22 protein-coding genes, 1 tRNA gene and 1 riboswitch are annotated in these 26,928 nt (G+C 59.9%); of the genes, 8 read left to right on the forward strand and 15 right to left on the reverse strand.

What is annotated here, in order from left to right:
• The first annotated feature begins 23 nt into the window (after positions 1 to 23).
• A complete protein-coding gene (locus AD944_RS04910) occupies positions 24 to 2,027 on the forward strand; it encodes a beta-N-acetylhexosaminidase (protein ID WP_248845807.1) in 2,004 nt (667 codons plus the stop codon).
• Between the two features lie 251 nt (positions 2,028 to 2,278).
• Here the strand turns inward: AD944_RS04910 and gcvP are convergent, their stop codons facing one another.
• The 6 genes from gcvP to AD944_RS04940 form a co-directional block, all read right to left on the reverse strand.
• Complete coding sequence (gene gcvP, locus AD944_RS04915) at positions 2,279 to 5,197, reverse strand: aminomethyl-transferring glycine dehydrogenase (RefSeq protein ID WP_082741255.1); 2,919 nt, start codon at positions 5,195 to 5,197, stop codon at positions 2,279 to 2,281.
• A gap of 153 nt (positions 5,198 to 5,350) precedes the next feature.
• A complete protein-coding gene (gcvH, locus tag AD944_RS04920; protein ID WP_006557690.1) occupies positions 5,351 to 5,716 on the reverse strand; it encodes a glycine cleavage system protein GcvH in 366 nt (121 codons plus the stop codon).
• 50 nt (positions 5,717 to 5,766) lie between these two features.
• Entirely contained in the window at positions 5,767 to 6,900 is a 1,134-nt protein-coding gene (gene gcvT, locus AD944_RS04925) for a glycine cleavage system aminomethyltransferase GcvT (RefSeq protein ID WP_045542673.1), read from the reverse strand.
• 172 nt (positions 6,901 to 7,072) lie between these two features.
• A riboswitch (glycine riboswitch) is annotated at positions 7,073 to 7,162 on the reverse strand.
• A 69-nt stretch (positions 7,163 to 7,231) separates the two neighbouring features.
• Positions 7,232 to 8,104: a polyamine aminopropyltransferase gene (gene speE / locus AD944_RS04930; protein WP_006557688.1), complete on the reverse strand. Its 873-nt coding sequence runs from the start codon at positions 8,102 to 8,104 to the stop codon at positions 7,232 to 7,234.
• Positions 8,105 to 8,200: 96 nt separating this feature from the next.
• On the reverse strand, positions 8,201 to 8,665 hold the full coding sequence (gene speD, locus AD944_RS04935) for an adenosylmethionine decarboxylase (RefSeq protein WP_006557687.1): 465 nt from the start codon (positions 8,663 to 8,665) through the stop codon (positions 8,201 to 8,203).
• A gap of 154 nt (positions 8,666 to 8,819) precedes the next feature.
• Entirely contained in the window at positions 8,820 to 11,453 is a 2,634-nt protein-coding gene (locus tag AD944_RS04940) for a hypothetical protein (protein WP_052427198.1), read from the reverse strand.
• Between the two features lie 255 nt (positions 11,454 to 11,708).
• Here AD944_RS04940 and AD944_RS16690 point away from each other — a divergent pair, with 255 nt between their 5' ends.
• On the forward strand, positions 11,709 to 11,879 hold the full coding sequence (locus AD944_RS16690) for a hypothetical protein (protein ID WP_156105424.1): 171 nt from the start codon (positions 11,709 to 11,711) through the stop codon (positions 11,877 to 11,879).
• 142 nt (positions 11,880 to 12,021) lie between these two features.
• Positions 12,022 to 12,942: a LysR family transcriptional regulator gene (locus tag AD944_RS04950; protein ID WP_045542671.1), complete on the forward strand. Its 921-nt coding sequence runs from the start codon at positions 12,022 to 12,024 to the stop codon at positions 12,940 to 12,942.
• Between the two features lie 284 nt (positions 12,943 to 13,226).
• Here AD944_RS04950 and AD944_RS04955 read toward each other — a convergent pair.
• The 4 genes from AD944_RS04955 to gyrA form a co-directional block, all read right to left on the reverse strand.
• Positions 13,227 to 13,302: transfer RNA gene (locus AD944_RS04955), tRNA-Lys, on the reverse strand.
• Positions 13,303 to 13,554: 252 nt separating this feature from the next.
• Complete coding sequence (locus AD944_RS04960) at positions 13,555 to 14,049, reverse strand: peptidylprolyl isomerase (protein ID WP_006557681.1); 495 nt, start codon at positions 14,047 to 14,049, stop codon at positions 13,555 to 13,557.
• Positions 14,050 to 14,096: 47 nt separating this feature from the next.
• Positions 14,097 to 14,627: a pantetheine-phosphate adenylyltransferase gene (coaD, locus tag AD944_RS04965; protein WP_006557680.1), complete on the reverse strand. Its 531-nt coding sequence runs from the start codon at positions 14,625 to 14,627 to the stop codon at positions 14,097 to 14,099.
• A complete protein-coding gene (gyrA, locus tag AD944_RS04970; RefSeq protein ID WP_045542657.1) occupies positions 14,624 to 17,404 on the reverse strand; it encodes a DNA gyrase subunit A in 2,781 nt (926 codons plus the stop codon). Before gyrA ends, coaD begins: the two co-directional genes overlap by 4 nt.
• A gap of 266 nt (positions 17,405 to 17,670) precedes the next feature.
• Here gyrA and AD944_RS04975 point away from each other — a divergent pair, with 266 nt between their 5' ends.
• A complete protein-coding gene (locus tag AD944_RS04975) occupies positions 17,671 to 17,856 on the forward strand; it encodes a YqaE/Pmp3 family membrane protein (RefSeq protein WP_035381345.1) in 186 nt (61 codons plus the stop codon).
• Positions 17,857 to 18,090: 234 nt separating this feature from the next.
• On the opposite strand, the gene AD944_RS04980 is transcribed toward AD944_RS04975, so the two are convergent.
• The 5 genes from AD944_RS04980 to AD944_RS16695 all read right to left on the reverse strand — a co-directional run bounded on the left by AD944_RS04980 (position 18,091) and on the right by AD944_RS16695 (position 23,540).
• Positions 18,091 to 19,509, reverse strand: coding sequence for an NAD(P)H-dependent flavin oxidoreductase (locus tag AD944_RS04980; RefSeq protein WP_045542656.1), 1,419 nt, complete (start codon positions 19,507 to 19,509; stop codon positions 18,091 to 18,093).
• Positions 19,510 to 19,568: 59 nt separating this feature from the next.
• The gene (gene pnp / locus AD944_RS04985; RefSeq protein WP_035381302.1) at positions 19,569 to 21,728 is read right to left on the reverse strand and encodes a polyribonucleotide nucleotidyltransferase; all 2,160 of its coding nucleotides are present in this window, start codon (positions 21,726 to 21,728) and stop codon (positions 19,569 to 19,571) included.
• Positions 21,729 to 22,022: 294 nt separating this feature from the next.
• The gene (gene rpsO / locus AD944_RS04990; RefSeq protein WP_006557675.1) at positions 22,023 to 22,292 is read right to left on the reverse strand and encodes a 30S ribosomal protein S15; all 270 of its coding nucleotides are present in this window, start codon (positions 22,290 to 22,292) and stop codon (positions 22,023 to 22,025) included.
• Between the two features lie 28 nt (positions 22,293 to 22,320).
• Positions 22,321 to 23,235 carry a tRNA pseudouridine(55) synthase TruB gene (gene truB / locus AD944_RS04995; protein ID WP_035381347.1) on the reverse strand — a complete coding sequence of 305 codons (915 nt, stop codon included), beginning with the start codon at positions 23,233 to 23,235 and terminating at the stop codon, positions 22,321 to 22,323.
• 104 nt (positions 23,236 to 23,339) lie between these two features.
• On the reverse strand, positions 23,340 to 23,540 hold the full coding sequence (locus tag AD944_RS16695; protein ID WP_145912848.1) for a hypothetical protein: 201 nt from the start codon (positions 23,538 to 23,540) through the stop codon (positions 23,340 to 23,342).
• Between AD944_RS16695 and AD944_RS05000 the strand changes: the two genes are divergently transcribed.
• The 4 genes from AD944_RS05000 to AD944_RS05015 form a co-directional block, all read left to right on the forward strand.
• A complete protein-coding gene (locus tag AD944_RS05000) occupies positions 23,529 to 24,698 on the forward strand; it encodes an ABC transporter permease (RefSeq protein WP_045542670.1) in 1,170 nt (389 codons plus the stop codon). The genes AD944_RS16695 and AD944_RS05000 overlap by 12 nt on opposite strands.
• A gap of 1 nt (position 24,699) precedes the next feature.
• Positions 24,700 to 25,482, forward strand: a complete 783-nt coding sequence (locus AD944_RS05005) for an ABC transporter ATP-binding protein (protein ID WP_006557672.1) — start codon at positions 24,700 to 24,702, stop codon at positions 25,480 to 25,482.
• A 6-nt stretch (positions 25,483 to 25,488) separates the two neighbouring features.
• Positions 25,489 to 26,445 carry an MlaD family protein gene (locus tag AD944_RS05010; RefSeq protein WP_035381304.1) on the forward strand — a complete coding sequence of 319 codons (957 nt, stop codon included), beginning with the start codon at positions 25,489 to 25,491 and terminating at the stop codon, positions 26,443 to 26,445.
• On the forward strand, positions 26,442 to 26,928 hold a 487-nt coding region (locus tag AD944_RS05015; RefSeq protein ID WP_061474778.1), incomplete at its 3' end, for a PqiC family protein. The genes AD944_RS05010 and AD944_RS05015, both read left to right, overlap by 4 nt.

The following is a 26,928-nucleotide window of genomic DNA, read 5'->3' on the forward strand; positions in this document are numbered from 1 at the left end:
GGGATGGAAAAGCGCTGCCCGTTCTGGTCACGGCGGTTGAACGCTTCCGCACCCGCCTTGAAAAACTGACAGGCCAGCCGATCAGATTTGTCTCATCCTCTGCGGATGCCTCGGCCTTTACCATCACGCTCCATTGCGCCGGGAAAGACGGTGCCTTTCCCGCTCTGGACATGCCGGAGCAGTATGCGCTGACTGTCTCAGCTTCTGGCGCAACGCTGGATGCTGCCGGGCCGGTGGGTATTCTGCATGGTCTGGCCTCCCTGCTGCAACTTGCCGGGCGGGATGCTACTGGCGCGGTGATAACCCATGCCAGCCTGAATGATACCCCCCGCTTCCGCTGGCGCGGGCTGATGATTGATGTCAGCCGCCATTTCATGTCCATCCCCACGTTGCAGCGCCAGATTGACGCCATGGAAATGGTGAAACTGAACGTGCTGCACCTACACCTTTCTGATGGGCAGGGTTTCAGGGTTGAAAGCCGCCTGTTCCCGCGCCTGCACACCGTGGCGTCACACGGGGCATATTATACGCAAAAGCAGATCCGGGCCCTTGTCACCTATGCGGCGGAACGGGGCATCCGCGTGGTGCCCGAATTTGACACGCCGGGCCATACCTTTGCCCTGCTGGAAGCCTATCCGCGTTACGCGGCACAGGCCCCACTGAACATGGAAGACCGAGCCGAGAAAAACCGCGCCGCGCTGGACCCGACCAACCCCGCCACCTACCGCTTTGTCACGGCGCTGTATGGAGAAATGGCATCCCTATTCCCGGATGCATATTTTCACATAGGCGGGGATGAGGTTGTGGCCAAGCAATGGACAACGTCCCCACACATTCATGCCTATATGCAGGCACATAGTTTCAAAACACCTGCGGAAATGCAGGCAGAATTCACCACACGCGTTGCACAGGCGCTGACCCACCGCCACAAGAAGGTTATTGGCTGGGATGAGATCACTGCCGCTGATATCCCGCGTGATACCGTGGTGGAAATCTGGCGCGGGGCAGCCCGCACAGCCGCCGCCACGGCGGCAGGCCACCCGGTGGTTGTGTCTGATGGTTATTATCTGGACCGGCTGCAACCCGCCGCCATCCCGTATGCGCAGGACCCGTTGGGAAATGTTGCCAACATGGCGGAAGCGGAAGCCGCCGCACAGGCCACCGGGCCGGGTGGCACCATTGCCGACAAAGTCACAACCCAGACCACACCGCTGACAGACGCGCAGAAGGCGCTGGTTCTGGGCGCGGAAGCCGCGCTGTGGACGGAAATTGTCACTGAAGAGATGCTGGATAGTCGCCTGTGGCCCCGCATGGCCGCCCTTGCCGAGCGCTTCTGGTCCTCGGCCTCAGCCTGTGACGGGGAGACCCTTTACCCTCGCCTTGCCGTAACGCAGGACAAGCTGGAAGAACTGGGGCTGGAAAGCAGCGCCCGAGCCAGCCAGAGGCTTGCTCGGCTGGCTCCGGGTGAGACGGCCCCCGCCAGTGTACTGCTGAGTGTAACCAGCCCTGTGCGGAATTACGCGCATAATCACGAGTTTTTACAGATCCGCCACAAGCAGCGCGCTACGGAGCAGGACCTGAATACGCTGGCCGACATTGCAAGCCCCGACAGCTTTGCAGCGGATACCTTCAACCGGCAGGCCGCAGCCTATGCCGCAGGCCAGAAGGACCTGAAAGCCACCCTGCGGGCGCAACTGGCTTACTGGGTTGCAAATGATGCCGCGTTTCAGGCCGCCGCAGCCCGTAACCCCGCCTTGCAAAATGCCCTGCCTGCTTCTGAAAGCCTGAAAAATCTGGCACAGGCCGGGTTGATGCTGCTGGGGTATGATCATTCTTCTGGCTGGAAGCACCGGGTCCGCGCCGCCGTGCGCAAGGCGCGTGCGGAAATTGCAGCCTCTGCCACCACCAAAGTGGTCACCAACACCCCGCAACCGCCGGGTGATCTGCTTCAGGATATCCTGCCAGGGATTGAAGCGCTTTCCGCCCGTATCATGCATGGAGAGGGGTTGCCCACTAAGCGGCCTTAACTCGCAAATCATCAAACCAGAGGGTGAAGGGAAAGCCTGTCTGGTCAGATTGGCAGGTTGGCAGGTTGGCAGGTTGGCAGGTTGGCAGGTTGGCAGGTTGGCAGGTTGGCAGGTAAGATCTTTCAGATAGCCTTTGATTGCACCATATTTTTTTCAAAAGAATTCTACAAAACCTCATAAACAAAAAGGGCGGAACCTGCTGGCTCCGCCCTCTTCTTTTGTCGTGGGTCTGCTGTGGCCGGGTGGCTTTCTTATTCCATCCATTCCGAAATATCGGGGCAGGAGCAGACAAGATTCCGATCCCCATGGGCGTTATCAATCCGCCCCACGGGTGGCCAGTATTTGCTGGAACGGCTGACACCGGGCGGGAAGCAGGCGTCCTGACGGGTGTAGGCATGGTCCCACGGTTCTGCCGTGACATCGCTGGCGGTATGGGGCGCGTGGCGCAGGGGGGACTGCTCTGCCGTGAGTTTGCCCGCTTCAATGGCGCGCACTTCCTCACGAATGGCCAGCATGGCCTCACAGAAGCGGTCGAGTTCCGCTTTGCTTTCAGATTCCGTGGGTTCGATCATGAAGGTGCCCGCCACCGGGAAGCTGACCGTAGGCGCATGGAAACCGTAATCCACCAAACGCTTGGCCATGTCATCCACCGTGACACCGGCTGCATCTTTCAAAGGACGAAGGTCTAGAATGCATTCATGCGCCACGCGGCCCTGCTTGCCCCGATACAGCACCGGGTAGGCCTCAATCAGACGGCTGACAATGTAGTTGGCGTTCAGAATGGCCACCTGCGTGGCGCGTTTCAGCCCTTCATCCCCCATCAGGCGGATATAGGCCCAGGAGATCGGCAGGATGGAGGCCGAACCAAACGGCGCGGCGCTAACGGCCAGAGCCGTGCCTTCCGCCGCAGGGTTGCCGGGCAGGAACGGAGCCAGATGCGCCTTGACGCCAATTGGCCCCATGCCCGGACCACCGCCACCATGCGGAATACAGAACGTTTTATGCAGGTTGAAATGGCTGACATCGCCACCGTAATCGCCGGGGCGGGCAAGGCCCACCTGCGCGTTCATGTTCGCGCCATCCACATACACCTGCCCTCCGGCCTGATGCACCAGATCACAGATTTCACGCATGCTTTCTTCAAACACGCCGTGAGTGGACGGATAGGTGATCATCACTGCGGACAGATCAGCCGCGTGAGCGGTCACTTTCTCCCGCATGTCTTCCAGATCAATATTGCCACCGGCATCACACTTCACCACCACAACCTTCATGCCCGCCATCTGGGCGGAGGCCGGGTTGGTGCCGTGGGCGGAGGCCGGAATCAGGCACACTGTACGGTTGGTTTCCCCCCGTGCGCGGTGATAGGCGCTGATGGCCAGAAGCCCGGCATATTCACCCTGCGCGCCAGAATTGGGCTGGAAGGACACAGCATCATACCCGCTGATGGCGCACAGCCAGCGTTCCAGATCAGCAAACAGGGCCTGATACCCCCGCGTCTGATCTGCCGGGGCAAAGGGGTGAATGTCACTGAAACCGGGCCATGTGATGGGGATCATCTCCACGGTGGCGTTCAACTTCATGGTGCAGGAGCCAAGCGGGATCATGGTGCGGTCAAGCGCCAGATCCTTATCAGCCAGACGGCGCAGATAGCGCAGCATGTCTGTTTCTGAACGGCAGGAACTGAACACCGGCTGCGTCAGGAAAGCAGACTGGCGGCTCAGGCTGGCGGGAATGGTGCTGGTGGCCGGAGCCAGCGCCTGCGCCATTTTATCCACCCGGCCCTGTTCCGCACAGAAAGCGGACCATACGGCCAGAACGGTTTTGGGGGTGGAGGTTTCATCCAGACTGATGCCAATACGCCCCTTGCCAGCATCACGCAGATTGAGGCCAGCAGACCGGGCGCGCGCCAGAATATCCGCAGCACCATCCCCCACCTGAAGGGTGATGGTATCAAAAAACTGTTCGGTCTGGACTGTAACGCCAAGCGCTTTCAGTCCAGCAGCCAGTGTGGTGGTCAGCCCATGAACCCGGCGGCCAATGGCGCGCAGCCCTTCCGGCCCGTGATAGACCGCATACATGCCCGCAATAACGGCCAGCAGCACCTGCGCCGTGCAGATGTTGGAGGTCGCTTTTTCACGCCGGATATGCTGTTCGCGCGTTTGCAGCGCCAGCCGGTAGGCAGAGCGGCCCTGACTATCAATGGACACCCCGACCAGACGGCCCGGCATGTTGCGCTTCCACGCATCCCGCGTGGCCATATAGGCCGCGTGCGGGCCACCAAACCCCATGGGCACGCCAAAACGCTGCGTGGAACCAATGGCGATATCCGCCCCCAGTTCACCGGGAGAGGTCAGCACTGTCAGCGCCAACGGGTCTGCCGCCATGACGGCAATACCGCCCGCCGCATGCAGGGCCTCAATGGTTGCGCGAGGGTCTTTGAGAGCACCGGAAGACCCCGGATACTGGAACAGCGCACCAAAAACATCTGCCGCAACCAGATCTGTTTCCGGCACGCCAATGACCAATGCAATACCGAGCGGTTCCGCACGTGTTTTCAGCACGGCAATGGTCTGTGGGTGGCAGTCTGCATCCACAAAAAAAGCTGTGGCCTTGGATTTGGACACCCGGTTCGCCATGGCCATGGCTTCCGCTGCCGCAGTGGCTTCATCCAGCAGGGACGCGTTGGCAATATCCAGCCCGGTCAGTTCGGAAATCATGGTCTGGAAGTTCAGCAGCGCTTCCAGACGGCCCTGGCTGATTTCCGGCTGATACGGCGTATAGGCCGTGTACCACGCCGGGTTTTCCAGAATGTTGCGCTGAATGACGGCTGGCAGAACGGTGCCGTAATAGCCCTGCCCGATCAGTGATGTCATGACCTGATTCTGGTTGGCCAATGTGCGCAGATGGGCCAGAACCTCCACCTCGCTCCAGCCCTTGCCAATACCCATGGGCTGTGTGGCCCGAATGGCGGCAGGCAGCGTTTCCTGCATCAGCGCATCAAGCGATGCCGCACCGACTGTTTTGAGCATAAGCGCCTGATCGTCCGCCGTGGGACCGATATGGCGGGGCACAAAGGTATCTGCCTCCGGTTGCAGGCCTGCAAAAGCGGGCAGCGTATCAGCAGAACAGCCGGAGGAACGGTCCGGACCGGAAGCAAGGGTGAACATGCGGGGTATCCTGAAAAAGCGGGAAACAGGAAGAATGTTTCTGGCGGGCGTGGCGCTGTGGCTAACAAAAACCGGGCAGCGCAACGCCCCTTTGGCAGGGTGCCGGGGCATGAGGGCTGGAACAGTCCGCCCTCCACGCCCCGGCGGGCAGACTCAGGCGATCAATGCGGCGTAGGCGGCGGCATCCAGCAGGCCGGAAAGCTGATCCGGGTTGGTGATGCGGAATTTCAGAATCCAGCCTTCCCCTTCCGGGTCGGAGCTGACGCGGGCGGGGTCATCCGTCAGGGCGGCGTTGCCTTCCAGCACTTCGCCATCCACCGGGGCATAAATGTCTGAAGCTGCCTTGACGGATTCCACCACGGCTACGGATTCACCGGCTTTGACCTCGGTTCCGGCATCACGCACTTCAACAAACACCAGTTCGCCCAGTTCCTCGGCAGCGTGCTTGGTAATGCCCACTACGGCGGACTCACCTTCAACGCGCAGCCATTCATGTTCTTTGGTAAAATATAGTGTCATGCCTCAGCACTCCTTGAAAAAAGTCTTTTGGAACCGTTGAGAAAACAGAATTACCGTTTGAAGCGCGCAGGCACGAACGGCAGGGATGCCACAACCGCAGGCACGGCACGGCCTCGCAGTTCGGCAAAAACGGGGCTTTTGGGGGCTGCATAGGCGGTGGCCACATAGCCCATGGCCACCGGGGCTTCCACCGTGGGGCCAAAGGCGCCGGAGGTCACCTTGCCTATGCCATCGGCAAAAGCGGGATCAGAATAAAGGGGGGCACCGCCACGCACAGGGGCACGGCCTTCTGCCAGCAGCCCCACACGGCGACGGGCCACACCATTTTCAAGCTGGCCCAGAATGATATCCGCGCCCGGAAAGCCCCCTTCCCGCGCACCGCCCTTGCGGCGGGATTTCTGAATTGACCATTCAAGGGCCGCTTCAACTGGGGTAGTCGTCTCATCAATATCTGCGCCATACAGGCACATTCCGGCTTCCAGCCGCAGGCTGTCCCGCGCGCCGAGGCCTATGGGTTTAACGTTGGGCTGGGCCAGCAACTGGCGCGCCACGCGTGAGGCATCCAGCGCGGGCACGGAAATTTCAAACCCGTCCTCCCCGGTGTAACCGGAGCGGGAAATCACGCAGCTTGCGCCATCTACATCCAGAGCGCGCACATCCATGAAGGCCATGGTTTTCACATCCGGCGCCAGCGACGCCAGCGCCTGCTCGGCTTCCGGCCCCTGAAGCGCCAGCAGAGCGCGTTCTTCAAGCGGCTCTACCAGACAATCCACCAGTTCATCCTGCATGAGGGCAATATCGGCGGCCTTGCACGCGGCGTTGACCACCAGCAGCAGAGTATCATCCAGCCGCGCCACCATCAGGTCATCCAGAATGCCACCCTGGGCATTGGTGAACTGGGTGTAGCGCTGCCGACCATTCTTGATGGCCACAATATCAGCCGGGACCAGACGTTCCAGCGCTTTGGCCGCGGCCTCCACACTGCCCGAGCGGGCACGCACCTTCACCTGCCCCATGTGCGAGACATCAAACAGGCCCGCATGGGTTCGCACATGGCGGTGCTCGGCCATGATGCCATCTGCATAATTCAGGGGCATGGCATAACCGGCAAACGGCACCATTTTGCCGCCTTGATCTTCATGCAGGGAAAAAAGAGGGGTGTGGAGGAGAGAATCAGTGCTCATGCACGCAGCCTTCCGCAAAAAGACTGGGGCACCTTGCGTATTCGGAAAACTGTGACCGATAAAAAGACAAAGTTCAGGGCCCCGGACCAGAGAATATCCGTCTGCCCCTTCTGTATCTTTGCCTGAGATCGCTATCCCGTCGGCGGGCGCGAAAGCGCCTCTCTCCAGAAGTTTATCGCGCAAGGTCCTTTTGCCTGAGAGTTTCCGGGGCGGTTGCTCCTTCGGCGCTGGCGCTAGGCCAGTCTCTCCCTCTGCGCGATAAAAACCGTGACATCATTGCGTTTTCAAGTCAATCACGGTTGTAGAGTCTGCGCGGGCCAAATGGCCCGTTTTATGCGTCTGCCTTGGGCAGATGTTTGGCAATGTAGGGCGGCAGATTGAAAGAGCCCACGTGAATTTCCGGCGTCCAGTACTGGGTGTTGCCCAGAATTCCAGCATCCTGCGCGCGGGTGCGCACGGTGTTCACATCCTGCCCCACGGGGCTTTTGCCCTTGGAGGCAATACCCAGCGTCATGAACCCGCCCACATAGGTGGGCACAGCCGCCACGTAGGCAGACACATGCGGGAAGAACTTGGCCCGGCGTTCGCTGGTTTCACGCAGTTCATCCGCCTGCATGAAGGGCACGCCGCACTGGTTCACAATCAGGCCTTCCGCCGTAAGGATACGGGCGCAATGCTGATAGAAGGAATCCGTAAACAGGACTTCACCCACGCCAATGGGGTCCGTGCTGTCTACAATGATCACATCGAAGGAAGCATCAGCCGCCTTTGCCACGTAATCAATGCCATCACCCACAATCACTTCCGCGCGCGGGTTGGTCCAGGCATCTCCGGCAATGCCGGGCAGGTGTTGTTTTGAAAGTTCAATGACCGCGCCGTCAATTTCCACCATCACGGCTTTTTCCACGCCGGGATGTTCCAGCACGCGGCGCAGCACACCGCCATCACCCGCGCCAATAATCAGCACATTGCGCGCAGCGCCGTGGGTGAACAACGGAACATGGGTGAGCATTTCCTGATAAACGAACTCATCCCGTTCCGTGATCTGCACCACGCCATCCAGCAGAAGCACGCGGCCGTGGGACTCGCTCTCAAAGACCACAATGTCCTGAAACGGGCTTTTGGTACGGGCCAGTTCCTTTGTGACGCGGAAGCGCTGGCCCCAGTTGTCATAAAGGGTTTCTTCAATCCACTGCTCAGTCATGTCTCTTTATCCCAAACAAAGAAAAGGGCCAGAACGCGGCCTGTTACGGCGTTATTCTGGCCCCCTCAAACACACCATCAAAGACGGAAACGGACCTTAGATGGCCACGCGCCCACGGCGTTGCTCATCCACTTCCAGCCGCTTTGCCTGGAACAGGCGCTGCATGACCGGAATGGCAAGGTGCGGATCACATGCGCCGCACATGAAGATATCCACGGCCGCAAAATTGCGTTCTGGCCATGTGTGGATGGAAATATGGCTTTCCGCCAGCACAACCACGCCAGACACGCCGCCATTGGGCGTGAAGTGGTGGAAGTGGCTGTGCAGGATGGTTGCTCCCGCAGCCACGGCAGCCTCACACAATGTCCGGTCTATTTTTTCCGGATCATCCAGATTTGTGGCGTCCCACAGATCGACCAGCAGGTGTGTGCCTGCAAATTTCTCGCCGTCTTTTTCGACGAAGTAATCCTTACGATCATCGTCAGACGAGACCGGAACAGAAGATGCCTGGTTATTGCTCGGGAGTTCCGAGACCATCCCCAGTTGAGCAAGTGCGTTCATTGACGTACCCCCAAACCAGTAGACAGCCTGTTGGGCGAAATCGCCCCCTTGGGCCAAGAGCGGGTGTAACTACGGCCTATAGCCCCGCATGACAAGCATTATCTTGCATAAAAAACAGGTTTTTTCACATTGCCCGAAAACGAAGTGAAGGAAATCAATGTGATGCGGCGCTGCGGGGCATCTGCCGTAACAGAAGTGTAAACAACGCATCACGCTCGCGCCCCATCGTACGGCCCGCCAGCCAGTCTTTCAGACGGTGCAGGGTTTCCCAGTCCCGCGCGGCGGCGGCATCGGTCGCCAGCCGGAAAGCAAGGGCCCGTTGTGCCTCTGTCAGCGCCCCATCCTGCGGCAGGCCACGGCTGGCCAGACGCCCCACCACCAGCACGGCATCCGCCCAGCGGTGGTCCGCCTCATAAAGCTGTCCGCGCAGATCCAGCCCCGCGTCCGATTCGTCATGTGCCAGCAGGGCCTGTGCCTTTTCCGTCTCTCCGCGTGCCTGCGCCACGCGGGCGGCATCATACGCTTTGCGGGCTGCCAGATCATCCGGCATGAGCGGGGAGACCGCGTGATCCAGAGCCATCTGCGCCAGAGCCAGTTGATGCGCCTGCATGGCGGCCTGAGCCAACAGTTCTTCTCCCTCCGCCCGTGCCTGCGGGTCTGCCTGCATGGCAATGGCCTGACTGAACGCCGTCGCGGCGGTATCTGCATGACCAGCCTCCAGCAGCAGGCGACCATACCCCAGCAGCAGTTTGGCTTTCTCCGCCCCATCGGGCACATGCGGCAACCCCTGCGCCACCAGCGCGGTGCGCTGTGTGACCGAGAGTTCTTCCTCGCTGCCGGGCGGCAGGCCGAGGGAAGGGGACGCACCGTTGAACACCAGCCGATACAAAGCGGCCCGATAGGCCTCCGCCAGCACGTCCTCCGGCACATCCGCGCTAGGTTGAAGCCCTTCCAGCACGCTCAGCGCCACTTTGGGCTCACCATTGCGGATGAGGGCGTGCGCAAGCCCCACGGCAGTAAGCGTGCGAATGTCAGTAGGCGCGGGTGAAGCCCCGTTCTCGCCTTTCAGCAGTTTGCGGTACACGTCCGCTGCCATATCCGGCGCAATCAGATCCGCATCTTGCATCAGCCGCACAATTTCCGTGCGGGCAATGGCGGCGCGCTGAGCATCGTCCGATGCTGTCAGATTTTCCAGTGCAACGCGGGCTGTTTCCGTTTTTCCCTCCCGCGCCTGTAGCAGCGCGCGGGGAAGATCATACGCGGGGCCATCGGGCAATGGCTCCATCGTCCTGACCGTGGCGGGTGTGCCATAGCGGGCGATGTAAAGCGCCATGGCTGGCGCAATCCGGTCCCGTAGCGGGGCGGGATAATGCTGCGCCTGCGCAAACCCTGCCGCCAGCAGAATGGCGGTGCGCTGGCTGTTCTGCCCGGCATACAGACCATACAGCCCCTGCCACAGATGGAACTCCGGCAGGCTGATCCACTCCGGCGCGACCAGTGCCTGTGCGCCTTTCAGGTTGCACGCAAGCAGGGCCGAAGCCGCACGCAGCGCTATTTCCGGCCGCTGGGCGGCAGACCCCGCAGCACTGGCTGATCCCGAATCCGGTGTGGTTTCTGGCATATCGGCCAGCAGCGTGGCGGCTTTCTGAAACGCTCCGGACGCAAAGGCCGCCTGCGCAGCGGCAAAAGTCGCCGCTTTTTTCTGCCGGGGCGACACCTTGGCCAACGCCGCCAGTTTTTCCTCCCGCTCCACTGCCAGAGTGGCGGGCGATGCCTCCTGCAAGCCAAACCACTGCCAGTCCTTTTGGCGGGAGGCCTCTGTCACCGGTTCGGGCAAAGGGAGGCCCACAGGCACAGGATGCAGCGAGACAGCGTGCAGAACGGCCCCTTTGGCCATGTCCTGCATCACGATCTGATCGGCATCGGCTTCCACCACCACACCTTCCAGTGTGGGCCTTACGGAATAGCCAACCGCGTGCTGCGCCTGCCCCACGCCGCCTGAGGCCGTGCGGGATGTTGCAATCAGCAGCCGCGCGCCGGTAGCGGGGTCCGGCAATTCAAACTCATGCCCAGGCTGTTGCAGCGGAAACAGCACATAACCGGGCGCAGGCTGCGCCGTAATTGTGTGCAGAGACGCAGCCCCCCCTCCCCCGCCAGAAGACAGCTTGCCCGCCAACGCGGCCCCCACGGACGACAACATAGCCGTAGAAGAAGAGGACGGAGAGGAGGAGCCTGCGGAAGCGGAAGTTGCGGCCGCAGTGGTAGCGGAAGTGGCAGCCGCAGTCGTAGCCGGAGCAGGAGCCGAAGCAGACGTAGAAGCGGCAGCCGACGCAGGAGCCGCACCGCCCCCTGCTGCGGCGGAAGGAGCCAACGCCGTCTGCCCATCCTTTTTCTGTAAAGATGCAGGTTCCGGCGCTTGTAACTGCCAGCCTTCTTTCTGGCGCGAGAGCCGCAAGGCAGGGTGTTGCGGCAGAGGGATGCGCAACAGCGTGGCGTGATCCAGCACCGTGACGGTCAGGCCGGAAAACACACCTGTTCCGCCAGACGCACGCATCATGGCGGGTACAGGCTGGTCTGCCACCACAATAAAATCCGGGCCGGACCAGAACGCCGCAATGCCGGTTTGCGCATCAAAAGGCAGAAACAGTGCTGTCTGGGTGTTTTGGTCGCCTTTCTGGCCCAGAGCATCCTGCGTGACAGCCGCTACCGGAGCCCGCTGCAGCCCATCCACGCCTTCCGCTGTGGCAGGCGCAGCCACCAACGCCTGAAGCATCAGGCAAGAAACCATGATCCGGTCTGTTCTGTTCCGTCCCGTCACGAGGTTTCTGTTGCTCCCTGTCTGGTTTCGCCCCGCCATGGATGCCGGGCAATAGCGCACACCCAGCGCCCCGGTGAGTGTGCCCTCTCTTTGCACTGATCGCCAAGGCTGACAAAGGAAAAGACAAACCGCGCAGGCTGCGGAACGCCGGGAACGGAGAGAACGTTAAAAAGCCTCATTACCGTTTTAGCCACATCAGATGGCTTTCTTGCTTTGGAGGATTCCATGAAGAAATTATCTGTTCCGGCGCTTCTTCTGCTTTTGCTGCCGCTGGGCCTTTCTGGCTGTTATTCTGGCCCGCACCGCTATCATGACAGGGATGGTTACCGCCACGGGCGGCATGACCATGGGTATTATAATGATTACCGTGGCCGCCCACCCGGCTGGCGCAACTAAAGCTCAGGCTTTTCAGCCCTTCTGGCGGCACACGCCGCCACATTGGCAAAACCACGCACGGCACGAACAAACCATGATAGGGTGACGCTGCCAGCAGTACTCTGGCGCATTTACTGCCCTCTCAACCCCGTGCGTGGATTTTATGCTGGACCGCATTACAAGCATGCAGGTTTTTGTAAAGGTTGTGGCCACCGGCAACTTTACGGCTGCCGGGCGCGCGCTTTCCCTTTCCCAAACCATGGTGACCAAGCACATCACTGCGCTTGAACGCCAGATGGGAGTCACCCTTTTTCATCGCAGCACGCGCAAGCTCTCGCTGACAGAAGCGGGACGGCTGTTTCTGGAAGGCTCCCAGAAAATTCTGGCGGATCTGGAAGAAGTGGAACGCACCGTTACGGCGCAGCGCCGTGAACCACAAGGGCGGTTAAGGCTCAATGCCCCTGTTTCTCTGGCCATACGGTATGTGGCTCCGCTCCTGCCGGAATTTAACCGCCGACACCCTCTGGTTACGGTGGAGCTCGGCCTGAATGACCGCGCAGTGGACCTGATTGAAGAAGGCTGGGATCTCACCCTGCGCATCAAGCACATGGCCCCCAGCAGCCTGCGCACGCGCAAGCTGGCTCCCATACGCTGTGTGGTGTGCGCCTCTCCTGCCTATCTGGCGCAGTCCGGCACACCGCAGCACATTGAGGAACTGAGTCAGCACAAATGCCTGGGGTACACTTTGGGAGAGCCCGGCAACCCTACCCGCTGGAATTTTGGCCCAAAGGGAGAGCACGGCGTGCCTGTTTCCGGCCCGCTCTGCGCCAATAACGGCGATGCCCTGCGTGAAGCCGCCGTTGCAGGGGAAGGGCTGATCTATCTTCCCGTTTTTGTGGTGAGCAATGAACTACGTTCCGGCCAGTTGCAGGCCATAACGCTTGATGAGCCCCTGATGGAAGCCCCGCCCCTGCACGCTGTTTACGCCCCCGGCCAGACAACCCCGCTAAAAGTAAGGGCCATGATTGATTATCTGGTGGAATGCTATGGCCCCGTTCCCCCATGGGAGCAGGATCTCCCCTGAGCCGTTCCCTACGGCAGACAGCGCTGGCCATCCGCCACACAGTCACTCTGGTTCTGTGATGAAGGGATGTGGTTTTTTCCACACATTCTGCGCGCGCCGCACCGCTCTCCGGGTACAGGAATAGGGGCAGTGGGTAATTCTGTGGATAACGGGTACAGATTGCGCCAGCCGATTCGGAGACGAATCAGAAAAAGCCAAATAAAAAAAAGGGTTATCCAAATCAGGAACCGAGTCCCGGTTTCTGTGGAAACTCTGTTTTTCTGCACATATCTTGTGGGGAAAAATGGTGAGCCGGGAGGGACTCGAACCCTCGACCATTCGATTAAAAGTCGAATGCTCTACCAACTGAGCTACCGGCTCACACCATCTTGCAGAATAGCGGCACTCGGTTTTAAACAGGGTGCGCCCTCTGTTGGGACGCTGTCTAGACGGATCATTCCCCCCGTGTCAAGCGATGACATGCTTTTTCAAGCCCATAACGCGCAAAAGGGCTCCTGAAAACACCAATACCCCTTCTTGATGGCAGGCGCGGTCTCCCGAAATATCTCCCCCAACAAAAAAACGCGGCCCGTTGCGGGGCCGCGTTTTCTGTCTGGATAAATTCTGAAACGATCAGGCAGTTTCAGAAGAAGCCGGACGCATTTTGATAATCCGGTCGGGCTCACGCACCATGCCGGACGCGCCGCCACCGCGCTTGATTTTGTCGATGTTTTCCATGCCTTCAATCACGTCACCCACAATGGTGTACTGACCATCCAGATGCGGGGATGGTTCAAACATGATGAAGAACTGGCTGTTGGCGCTGTTGGGATCAGACGTACGCGCCATGCCCAGCGTGCCGCGCAGGAACTTGGCGTCCCGCGTGAATTCCGCCTTCAGGTCCGGCAGCGGGCTGCCACCTGTGCCTGTGCCCGTGGGGTCACCAGCCTGTGCCATGAAGCCTTCAATCACACGATGGAAGGGAACGTTATCGTAAAACCCTTCAGCAGAAAGGGTGCGGATACGCTCGGCAGCCAGCGGTGCGATATCGGGACGCAGGCGGATGACCACGCGGCCTGCGGGCACATCCATGTAGATCAGGTCGTTTTTGTCTGTCTCGGTAGACATAGAGAATTCTCCTTAACTCTTTCCGGCAACCGGCGCCAACGCACCTGTTACCCCGCAGCCCGCGCCTTTAGCCGGGCGAGCAGACGTTCCTGTGTATATGGGGTGACAAACTCGGAAACGGCACCACCATAACCGGCAATTTCCTTCACAAGGCGGGAGGAAATGAACTGCGTGCGCTCGGACGCCATCAGAAACACGGTTTCTATGGTGGCATCCAGCCGCCGGTTTACGCCGGACATCTGGATTTCATAATCAAAATCCGTCAGCACCCGCAGGCCGCGAAAAATAAGCGTGGCATCATGCGCACGCACCGCTTCCACCAGCAGGGAGTTGAAGGGCGTCACCTTCAGCTCGCCGCCTGTGCGCTCCGCTATGGCAGGAAGCTCATGCTCCACACACTCCACGCGCTCCGCCAGCGGCATGAGCGGATTTTTGGCGGGGTTTTCCGCCACCCCGATCACCAGACGGTCCACCAACCGGGCGGCCCGTTCAATCACGTCCAGATGCCCGGTGGTGACGGGATCAAACGTCCCGGCATAAAAGCCAATGCGCCGGGCAGGGCGCACGCCTGTGATCACGCGCCTTCGCCCGGTGTTTCAGCGGCGTCCTCGCCCCCTTCTTCCTCACCATCATCCATGACGGGGAACACGCTCGTCACGCGCTCATCCTCATTCAGGCGGAACAGGGTCACACCGCTGGCCTGACGCGCCATGACGCGCACCTGATCGACCGGCACACGGATAAGACGGCCAGCGTCCGTCACCAGCATGACATCCGTGCCATCCAGAACCGGCAGCGTGGCCGCAACTTCCTTGCCGCGCTTGTTGGAGGAGAAGGTCATGTTGGTGATGCCCTGCCCGCCACGACCGCTGACACGGTAATCATACGCGGAAGACCGGCGACCAAACCCGCCATCGCTCACCACCAGCAGAATTTCTTCCGCAGCTTCAAGCTCGGCAAAGCGTTCCGGCGTCAGCAGGGTTGTGCCGGAGGAGGCTTCTTCCTCATCCGTATCCACAACCGGCGTTTCGGCATCATCCTCGGCTTCGGCGGCGTTTTCTGCACGGCGTTTGGCGTTGGCCATACGCAGATAAGCAGAACGTTCTTCCACCGTGGCTTCAACATGGTTCAGCACGGCAAGGCTGATCACCTTGTCACCATCCGCCAGCCTGATGCCGCGCACACCGGAAGACCCACGGCCTGCAAACACGCGCAATGTTTCATCCGTAATCTGGAAGCGGATGCAGCGTGCGCCACGGGTTGCCAGGAACACATCCTGCCCTTCACGGCAGGTAGCAACGCCAATCAGGCTATCGCCTTCATCCAGCTTCATGGCGATCAGGCCGGAGGAGCGGATGTTGCGGAAATCACTCAACCGGTTACGGCGCACGCCACCGCTGGCGGTTGCAAACACAAGATGCAGGGATTCCCACAGTTCCTCATCCTGCGGCAGCGGCAGGACGGCGGTAATGGTGTCCGAACCCAGATCAGGCAGCAGATTGACCAGCGCACGGCCTTTGGCGGTGGGGCTGGCTTCTGGCAGACGCCAGATCTTTTCCCGATACGCCTTGCCACCGGAGGAGAAGAACATCACCCATTGGTGCGTGTGGGCGTTGAAGGACCGCACCACAATATCATCGCCGCGGGTGCCAGCGCCGGTGCGACCACGGCCACCACGGTTCTGGGCACGGAAGACATCAAGCGGCGTGCGTTTGATGAAGCCTTCCCGCGTGATGGTGACAACCATCTGGCCGGGTTCGATCAGGCTTTCATCATCCTGATCCCCTGCGTAATCAGAAATTTCGGTAGCGCGTGGGGTCGCAATTTCCGCCCGCGCCAGTATCAGTTCATCGCGCAGCACTTCCATGCGGCGGATGTGGCTGCCAATAATTTCAAGAAGCTCGTTGATCCGGGTCGCAACTTCGGAAAGTTCCTGCTGGATCTTTTCGCGTTCAAGGCCGGTCAGGCGTTGCAGGCGCAGTTCCAGAATACCACGGGCCTGCGCTTCAGTAAGACGGACCTTGCCGTCTACAACCTGATTGCCTTCATCATGGATGAGCGCCAGCAGGGGCTCGACATCTGCGGCATCCCAGCTTGCGGCCATCAGGGATTCACGGGCGGTTGCGGCATCAGGCGCTGCGCGGATCAGGGCGATCACGGCGTCAATATTGGCGACGGCAATCACCAGCCCGACCAGAATATGCCCGCGATCCCGCGCCTTGTTCAGTTCAAACCGCGCCCGGCGCAGAATGACTTCTTCACGGAAGGAAACAAAGGCGGACAGAACATCCTTCAGCCCCATCAGGCGAGGCTTGCCGCCATCCAGCGCCAGCATGTTCACGCCAAAGGACGTCTGCAACTGGGTGTAACGGTAGAGGTGGTTCAGCACCACTTCCGGCGTGGCGTCCCGCTTGATTTCAATCACCACCCGCATGCCGGACCGGTCCGATTCATCGCGGATGTCTGATATGCCTTCAATCTGCTTGTTGCGCACCAGTTCGGCAATGCGCTCCTGCAGGGTGGCCTTGTTCACCTGATACGGAATTTCCGTGATCACAATGGCTTTGCGATCCTTGCGGATTTCCTCAACCTCGGCGCGGGCACGAATAATGATCGCGCCGCGGCCGGTGGCAAACGCGCTGCGGATGCCTGAGCGCCCCAGAATGATGCCGCCTGTGGGGAAGTCGGGTCCCGGCACATGCTCCATCAACTCTTCAAGCTCCATATCGGGTTTTTCGATAAGAGCGAGGGTTGCATCAATCACTTCCGCCGGGTTGTGGGGCGGAATGTTGGTGGCCATACCCACGGCAATGCCGGTGGCGCCATTGATAAGCAGGTTGGGGAAAGCTGCGGGCAGAACGGTCGGTTCCTGCTCGCTTTCATCATAGTTGGGCTGGAAATCAACCGTATCGCGGTCAATGTCGTTCAGCAGGAAGGTGGCAGCCTTGGCCAGCCGCGCTTCCGTATAACGCATGGCCGCCGGGCTATCCCCATCCACGGAACCAAAGTTCCCCTGCCCGTCAATCAGCTTGACGCGCATGGACCAGGACTGCGCCATACGAACCATGGCATCGTAAATGGAGGAGTCACCGTGCGGGTGGTATTTACCCATCACGTCACCCACCGCACGGGCCGATTTGCGGTAGGGTTTATCGTGCGTGAAGCCACTTTCATGCATGGCGTACAGAATACGCCGATGCACCGGCTTCAGGCCGTCTCGCACATCAGGCAGGGCACGGCTGACAATCACCGACATCGCATACGCGAGGTAGGAGGAGCGCATCTCCTCCTCAATGGTGACAGGCAGAAGGTCAGAAGGCTCCGGCGATCCCGGCTGGTCAGAAATCTCGGTCAAGGTCCATCCGTCTTGTCATGCCGCGCGCCTGAAGGAATGAGGCGCGCCTGAAAACTGTTGTGCGCCGGGCCGCTGAACCGGGCAAAACCCGGCCTGTACAGCAGTCTGGCTGTGAGGGTCTTTCTTCTAGCACACAAAGGCGAACGCACATAGGGCTACCCCATCTCTCACGCGCCAAAGCGCGCAATGGGGCTTGTTTTGCGGCAGCACAGCAGCCATCCTCCCCTTCAGGGCGTTCTTCTCGCCCCAAGACAAGGATGACCTCCATGCGCCTTCTTCTGGCCCTGCTTTTACCGTGGCTTCAGTTCTTCACCATCGGGCGTCCCTTCGCGGGCCTGATCTGTCTGGTGTTGCAGGTAACGATCATTGGCTGGATTCCGGCAGCCATCTGGTCCGTTTACGCTCTGAGCCAGTATAAGACCGACCAGAAAATTGCCCGGATGGGAAAGTAATAAAGCCACTGTGGTTACATTCCGGATTAGTTTGAGGCCCTCATGACTGCCCGTGCAATTCTTGCTGCCTCATCCAGCCTCCCGTCGCAAAACGGGCTGCCTCTTTGTTAGCTAAGGAAAGCAAAAGCCCCTCGCGGCAGGCACAAAAAAAGGACGCCGAAGCGCCCTTTTCTGCTGTTGTGGCCTCATAACAAAAGCCGCAACAGATGATCACTTTTGAAAAGCCTGCTGGGCTTAGCGCCCGGTGAGGATCTTTTCCACCAACTGACCGACGGTTGGCACAAACCCGTTGGAATAGAACGGGTCAGTTGCAAAGCGCCATGCGTTGGTGCCGCCAAACATCAGGTTGTGATCTATGATGTCTTCCGCATCCGGGCCGTTGGCATGCGCCACGATCTGAAGCGTCTTCTGAATACAGAAGGAGCGCGGATCAGCCTTGTGCCCGTTGGTGTAATTGGGGCCGCGCTGGCTCCAATTGGAGAACTTACATTCAGACAGGCACCCCATGCAGGCGACCTGATCTGCCATGATTTCCCGCGCACGGTCTGGCGTGACAAAAATAAGCGTGGAATCCGGTGTGCGCATGGCTTCAAAAAAGCCTTCTGCTTCCCACCCGCGAATACGCTCAAAATCTTCCGCCGCAACAAACACTTCACGCTTACGCGCGCCCACGCCGTAAGGCACCTGATGCGCACCCAGCGGTTCGGGAGAAAACGCAACCTGCCGTTCAGACCGGCCACGCAGTTCCTGAAGGAAGCTGTTATTGACTGCTGAAGAATAGAAACCTGTGGGGGAGAAGCGGTTGAGGTACACGTCTCCCTTTTTCAGGGTCAGCAGCCGATCTTTCCACGCCTGCGGAATGGGGCTTTCCTTGGTCAGCAACGGACGTGTGCCGAACTGAAAGACAATCGGGCCGAGTTCCGGATTATCAATCCAGTCTTCCCATTCTTCCAGCCACCACACGCCGCCCGCCATGATGATGGGCGTGTTATCCAGACCAAAAGAGCGCATGAGCTTGCGCAGAGCCGCAACCCGCGGATAGGGATCTTCCGGATTCAGCGGGTCTTCCGTGTTGGAGAGGCCGTTATGGCCGCCAGCCCGCCACGGATCCTCATACACCACGCCGCCCAGCAGATCAGACGCCTTGCTGTAGGCCCGCTTCCACAACGCATTGAAGGCACGTGCGGAAGACACGATGGGATAGTAGTACACCCCATACGTGGCTGCAATTTCCGAGAGGCGATACGGCATACCCGCGCCGCAGGTCAGGCCGTGAATCAGCCCTTTTGCGCCGTCAAGAACGCCGGTAATCACCCGTTCGGCAGAGCCCATTTCCCACAGGATATTGGCGTGGATGCGGCCTTTGCCGCCTGCCATCTCGTGCGCGATGCGCGCCTGCGCAATCCCGCCCCGAATAGCGTAGTCTACCAGTTCTTCATGCCGTTCCCGCCGGGTGCGGCCATGATAGATCTGAGGCACGGGATTTCCGGCCTCATCATAACTGTCCGCATTGACGATCGAGACCGTACCGGCCCCGCCCGCCGCAGCCCATGCTCCGGCTGAAGCACCTGTGGATACGGAAACGCCCTTGCCGCCTTCAACCAGCGGCAGGACATCTGCGCCCCCCATGCGAACTGCGTTGATCGCCTTCATTGCTGTCCTATCGTTCTGCTTAATCAGCGCTGCTGTGCAAAGCACCCCTTGGGGGATGCTTATTCAGCATCCCGACGGGGAGCCCGCGCAGGCTTTGCGCCCACGGTTTCTGTGATATCGGCTCCGGTTTCCTGATCGACAACGCGCATGGACAGCTTAACTTTCCCGCGATCATCAAAGCCAATCACTTTGACCTTCACGGCATCGCCCTGCTTCACAACATCGGTGGTCTTGCCCACACGGCCCTGAGACAGTTCAGAGATGTGAACCAGCCCATCACGCGCGCCCAGGAAGTTCACGAACGCACCGAAATCAGCCGTCTTGACGACTTTGCCGTCATAAATGCGGCCCAGTTCCGGTTCAGCCACAATCCCGTTGATCCGTTCGATGGCCTTGTTGGCCTGATCGTCAGACATCGCAGCGATGGTGATCGTGCCATCATCTCCGATATCGACCTTCGCACCCGAATATTCAACGATCTCACGAATAACTTTACCGCCTGAACCAATCACATCACGGATTTTTTCGCGCGGCACGGTCAGGGTGGTGATCTTGGGAGCTGTGGAGGACACATCCGTCCGGCCTTCCGTCAGCGCCTTGCTCATTTCACCCAGAATGTGCAGGCGGCCATCACGGGCCTGACCCAGCGCAATCTTCATGATTTCCGGCGTGATGGACGTGATCTTGATGTCCATCTGCAGGGCGGTCACGCCCTGTTCTGTGCCCGCTACCTTGAAGTCCATGTCACCCAGGTGATCTTCATCGCCCAGAATGTCAGACAGAACGGCAAAGTTCTTGCCTTCCTTGATCAGACCCATGGCAATGCCAGCCACCGGGCGCTTCAACGGCACACCGGCATCCATCAGCGCCAGGGAGCTACCGCACACCGTGGCCATGGAGGAAGAGCCGTTGCTTTCCGTGATTTCAGACACAACGCGCAGGGTGTACGGGAAATCCTTGCGGCTGGGCAGCAGCGGGTGAATGGCGCGCCATGCCAGCTTGCCATGCCCGATTTCACGACGGCCAGGAGACCCGATACGGCCACATTCCCCAACGGAGAAGGGAGGGAAGTTGTAGTGCAGCAGGAAGTTGGTGCGATATTCGCCTTCCAGCGCGTCAATCACCTGTTCATCCTGTGCGGTGCCCAGCGTGGTGACAACCAGCGCCTGCGTTTCCCCACGAGTGAACAGGGAGGACCCGTGCGCACGCGGCAGAATGCCCACTTCAGACACGATGGGACGAACCGTTACCAGATCACGGCCATCAATACGCAGGCCGGTTTTCAGCACGGCGGTGCGAACCACATCGGCTTCAAGGTCTTTCAGCATCGGCTTGGCAGCGTCAACGTCCAGTTCCTCGGCGGCCAGCTTTTCAAGGATGGCTTCCTTGGCAGCGCCAATCTTTTCGTAGCGCGCCTGCTTCACCTTTTCCTTGTAGGCATCAGCAATCAGCTTGCGGCCAACCTTGTCCACACGGGTGCGGAGCTTCTGTTCTTCCTTGGACGCTTCCGGCAGATCCCACGGGGCTTTGGCAGCGTGTTCAGCCAGAGAGATGATGGCTTCAATCACCGGCTGGAAGGCTGTGTGACCAAAGGTAACGGCTTCCAGCATCACGTCTTCAGACAGTTCTGATGCTTCGGATTCCACCATCAGCACGCCTTCTTCCGTGCCAGCCACCACCAGATCAAGGGCAGCGTCCTTCATCTGCTCAAGGGTGGGGTTCAGAATGAACGCGCCATCCTTGTAGCCGACACGGGCTGCGGCAACCGGGCCAAAGAAGGGAATACCAGACAGCGTCAGTGCTGCGGAACAGCCGATCAACGCCGGAATGGAGGGATCGTTCTCCATATCGTGCGTCAGCACCGTGGCGATAACCTGCACCTCGTTGCGGAACCCTTCGGGGAACAGCGGACGAATGGGGCGGTCGATCAGGCGGGAGACCAGCGTTTCGTTTTCAGACGGACGGCCTTCACGCTTGAAGAAGCCACCGGGAATCTTGCCAGCAGCGTAGGCTTTTTCCTGATAGTTGACAGTCAGGGGGAAGAAGTCCTGACCGGCCTTGACGTTCTTGGCACCAACGGCGGTGCACAGCACAACGGTTTCACCATAGGTGACAACCACGGCGCCATCAGCCTGACGGGCGATCTTGCCGGTTTCCAGCACCAGCGGGCGACCGGCCCATTCAATTTCCTTACGATAATACTTAAAATCAATACTCATACTGTTCCAACTTTCATTCCAGATCAAAAGCCACAGAACAGGCGGGAAAGAACCGAAGGGAGCGGACAGCGCCTCGGACGGCATGGAGACTGGCGGCTATACCACCCAGGCGCCATGTGGTCGGAAACGCCGTGGCCCGCCGGGATCAGACTCCCGCGCTCACAGCCTGTGGCGAACGTGTTTAGCATCCAGCCTAACGTGCTGACATGCAAGGGGTTACGGCAAAACCGTGCCCCGAAGAGAACGCAAAGGGTGCCGCCTGACCAGCAGGCGGGCACCCTTTGCTTCGCACTCTTAGCGGCGCAGGCCCAGACGGGCGATCAGCGCTTCATAGCGTGCAACGCTCTTGCCGCGCAGGTAGTCCAGCAGGCTACGACGACGGCCAACGAGGATCAGCAGACCACGGCGGGAATGGAAATCCTTCGCGTGGGTTTTCAGATGCTCGGTGAGGTTGTTGATCCGCTCGGTCAGAATCGCAACCTGGACTTCCGGGGAACCGGTATCGGTCGGGGTCGTCTGGTATTCGCTAATCAGCGCCGTGCGGCGTTCAGCAGTAATCGACATCACATGTCTCCATAAAAAAAGATCAGGTTCACAGAATCCGCACGGGGCGCAGCAGCCCATCTTCCAGGCGGCAGATCCCCAGTACGCGCCCCCCTTCCATGGCCCGAACAGGCTCACCTTCTTCGGTCTGGGGAATGCGTCCCATCAGATCGACAAGGCTCAGCGCCTGCCCGTGCAGCAGGGAAGCAGCTTCATCAGCGGTCAGGGCCAGCGCCGGGATGTCGGCCAGCGCGGTCGCGACCGGACGCAGCAGCTCCGGTGAGGCATGCGCGTTGTCGTCGTTCGGGGCGATTTTGTCCAGTGTTATTGCGTCTGCCTCAGTAAAAGGCCCCACGCGCAGGCGCCTGAGCGCGATTATATGGCCAAGAGTGCCGCAGGCCAGCGCCACATCACGCGCCAGCGCGCGCATGTACACCCCTTTGCCGGATTCGACCTCAAAGATGGCCGTATCCTGATCCACCCGTTCGACCAGTTCAAACCGGTCCACCCGTGCCGGACGCGGCGGCAGTTCCGGCGGTCGACCATCACGCGCCATGTCATAAGCGCGCTCCCCTGCCACCTTGAGGGCGGAGAACACGGGGGGCACCTGCATGATATCCCCTGTCAGGGCAGGCAGAGCGGCACGCAGTTCGTCATCCGTGGGGCGCACGTCAGAATGGCCGGTCACATTGCCGTCCGCATCATCGCTGTCACGCGATTCACCCAGCTTCAGGGTAAAACGGTAAATCTTGGTGCCATCCATCACGTAAGGCACGGTTTTGGTGGCTGTGCCAAACGCCAGAGGCAGCAAGCCGGTGGCCAGCGGGTCCAGCGTGCCGCCATGCCCCACTTTCTGGGCATCAAACAGCCGTTTGGCGCGCCCCACCACCTGCGTGGAGGTCATGCCTGTAGGTTTATCAACAATCAGCCAGCCGTTTATCGGCCTGCCCCGTCTGCGTCGCATGGGAACTCCCGTTTCAACAGGCGCTCTCCGGCCTTGCGGCTCAGAACAGGCACCATCACACCAAATTGCATCCGGTTTGCACAACCGGCAGAACCGCGCTGCATCTAACCGACAGCCGCGCCCGCGGCAATGGCGCACGGCCTGTTTGCCAGCCGTTCGCAAGACCCGGCCCAGCCACCCAACACCCCATGCAAGGTGAGCGCCTGAAATATCCAGACCATTTTAGCAGGCCAGCCGCGCGCGCGGGCAGGACTGGTCAGCCCTGTCATCGTGCCGTAATGTTGCCACACACCATGACTGATCATTCAAACGCATCATCCTCCTCCGCCAGCCAGACACCCCGGGCCGCACCCCATTGGGATCTGGACATGCGCACAGGCACCCCCTGCCTGCATGTGCAGGGTGACTGGACGGTGCAGAATGGCGGAATGGCTCCCTTCCCCACCGATGGGCTGAACCAGACCCATCAGGGCCAGACGCTGCAAATAGACACCACTGGCCTACAACAGTGGGATTCCGCGTTCATTACCTTCCTGTGGGATGTCAAACAGGCGGCGGGCCATGCCGGACTGACGTTTGACCCCACACATCTGCCAGAACCCGCCCAACGCCTGCTGGCGTTGCTGCCAGAACAGCCAGCCGCCAAGCCCGCTGGCCCCGGCCCCAAACCACCATTGCTGGAACGGGTGGGGGATATCACCCTCAACACGCTGACAGAAACCGGCACCGTGGCCGAACTGGCGGAAGAAACCACCAAGGGCGCGCTGAAAACCGTAACCGGCAAAAGCGGGATGCGGCTGAAGGATCTGGCCACCGATATCTGGAATGCCGGGCCATCCGCGCTGCTGATTGTGGGTGTGGTGAATTTTCTGGTGGGCGCCATTCTGGCCTTTGTGGGGCTGGTGGAACTGCGCCGCTTTGCAGCCGAGATCTATGTGGCCAATCTGGTGGGCATTGCCTGCGCCCGCGAGATTTCAGCCATCATGACCGCCATCATCATGGCGGGGCGCACCGGCGGCGCGTATGCGGCCCGCATCTCCACCATGCTGGGCAATGAGGAAATTGACGCGCTACAGGTGTTTGGCATTCCGGTGTCCACCTACATTCTGCTGCCGTCCATCCTCTCGCTCGCGCTGATGATGCCGCTTTTGTATCTGTATGGCACGCTGATCGCCATTCTGGGCGGGTTTGTAGTGGCCATGAGCATGATGAGCGTATCCGCCATTGGCTACTGGACCACCACGTTTGATGGTGTGGCCCTGCATGAATTTGTGTTCGGCTTTGTGAAATCCTTCTTTTTCGCCAGCTTTATTGCGCTGGCGGCCTGCCGTGTGGGCCTGAAGGCCGGGCGGAGTGCGGCGGATGTGGGCATTGCCGCCACCCGCGCGGTGGTGATCGGCATTGTGGGGATTATCGCCATGGATGCGGTTTTCGCGGTTATCGCGAACGCACTGGACATTTGACATGACCGAGCCTGACACCCTGATTTCCGTGCGCGATCTGACCATTGCCTTTGGCCCCAAGGTTATTCAGCAGAACGTTTCCTTTGATCTTAAACGCGGTTCCATTTTTGCCGTGATGGGCGGTTCGGGCTGCGGCAAGAGCACGCTGCTGAAAAGCATGATCGGCCTTTTGCGCCCCACCTCCGGCCAGATTCTGGTGGGTGGAGAAGATTACTGGGCACAGAACGAAAAGCGCCGCACGGAGCTGAACCATCGCTATGGCGTGCTGTTTCAGAGCGCCGCGCTGTGGAGTTCCATGACGGTGGGGGAAAACGTGGCCCTGCCCATGGAAATGTTCACAGACCTGACGCCAGAAGTGATCCGGCGGCTGGTAGAGCTCAAACTGGGCTTTGTGGGCATGGAGCAGGCCATTGACCTGATGCCATCTGAAATTTCCGGCGGCATGCGTAAACGGGCCGGGCTGGCCCGCGCCATTGCGCTGGAGCCGGACATCCTGTTTTTTGATGAACCCTCCGCCGGGCTGGACCCCATTACCTCCGCCCGGCTGGATGATCTGATCCTGACCCTGCGGGATGGGCTTGGCGCGACAATTGTGATTGTCAGCCACGAACTGCCCAGCCTGTTCAAGATTGCGGATGACGGCATCTTTCTGGATGCCCGCACCCACACCCCCATTGCCCGTGGGTCTCCGCGGGATCTGCGCGACCACAACACCATTCCTGAAGTGGTGGCATTCATGAACCGTAAGGCGGACATCGCTCCTGCCTCTGAGACAAAGGGCTGAAGCAGCATGGCTGAAGGCACAAACCGGAAAACCCTGATCGGCGCGTTTGTGATAGGCGGCGGCTTACTGGGGCTGGCCATCATCATGCTGTTCGGGCACATGCGCTTTTTCACCCCCTCGCGGGAGGCTGCAGTGGTGTTTCAGAACTCCATTACGGGTCTGGCCGTGGGCGCACCCGTCAACTTCCGTGGTGTGAAGGTGGGGTCTGTCAAAAGCATCACGCTGCGTTTTGATCCGCTGGACCACAAAGCCTACATTCCCGTTGTGCTGACCCTTGAGCCGGACCAGATCCACGTGGTGCGCGATGTACCGGGGGACACCAAGGTGCGGGTGCAGGACATGATTGCCAACGGCCTGCGCGCGGAACTGAACCTGCAAAGCTTTGTAACCGGGCAATCCAACATCGAACTGGATTTTGACAAGTCCGCCCCTGCTGTCCTGCACCCACGCATTACGGATCTGCCGGAAATTCCCGCCCGCCTGTCCACCATGGAAAAGCTGAAGGACACGCTGGGCCAGCTTCCCGTGAAGGATATTGCCCACCACGCGGATGATACGCTGCGCTCTATCCAGTCCCTTAGTGACAAGCTGAACGATGATCTGCCGCCGTTGATCGCCAGCATGAAAGTCACGACCGACCGCTCGCATGACACAGTGCAGGCTGCCACCCAGGCGATCCGCGACCTTCAGAGCAAGCTGGATATCACGCTCTCCAAAATGGACACGCTGCTGGAAACCGGCACCACACAGCTAAGCGGGCGTGGGGCAGATATCCACGCCACCATGCTGTCCGCCACCAAAGCGCTGGACAGCCTGCAGGGCATTATCTCTCCGCGCTCGGCTGATCGGGCCAATCTGGACGCTGCCCTGCGGGATATTGCTTCCGCTGCTGCCTCCCTGCGTGGCTTTGCCAGTGATGTTGAACGCAACCCGCAACTTCTGCTGATGGGACGCCGTCCATGATGTTTTCCGCCCGCCGTCTGGCCTTTACCGCCCTTACAGCCTGCGCCCTGCTTTCAGCCTGTGCCTCGCCCCCGTTGCGGCTCTACACCCTTGGCATGCCCTCCGATCAGGAAGTGCGGCAGCCGCACCTGTCCTCCCGCGCCACCACCATTCAGATCAGCCGCGTGGTGATTCCGGATTATCTGGATTCTCAGGACATGGTGCTGCGCAATGGGGAAGAAATTGTGCGCAGCCCGAAATCCCGTTGGGCGACACGCCTTTCCCTTGGCATGACGGACCTGATTACCAACGAGATCGCCAACTCCCACCCCAATGAACTGATTACGGATCAGCCGTTGGTGGACGTGGCCACGCTGCGGGTGCAGGTCAACATTTCCCGCTTTGATGTGGATGCCAACGGGCAGGCCGTGCTGGATGCAAACTGGGCTGTTCTGCCGCAGGACCCCAACAAGCCGCTGATTCGTGACCGTGCACATCTGACCG

Origin of the sequence: Acetobacter tropicalis, assembly GCF_001580915.1 — a bacterium.
Classification (GTDB): domain Bacteria; phylum Pseudomonadota; class Alphaproteobacteria; order Acetobacterales; family Acetobacteraceae; genus Acetobacter; species Acetobacter tropicalis.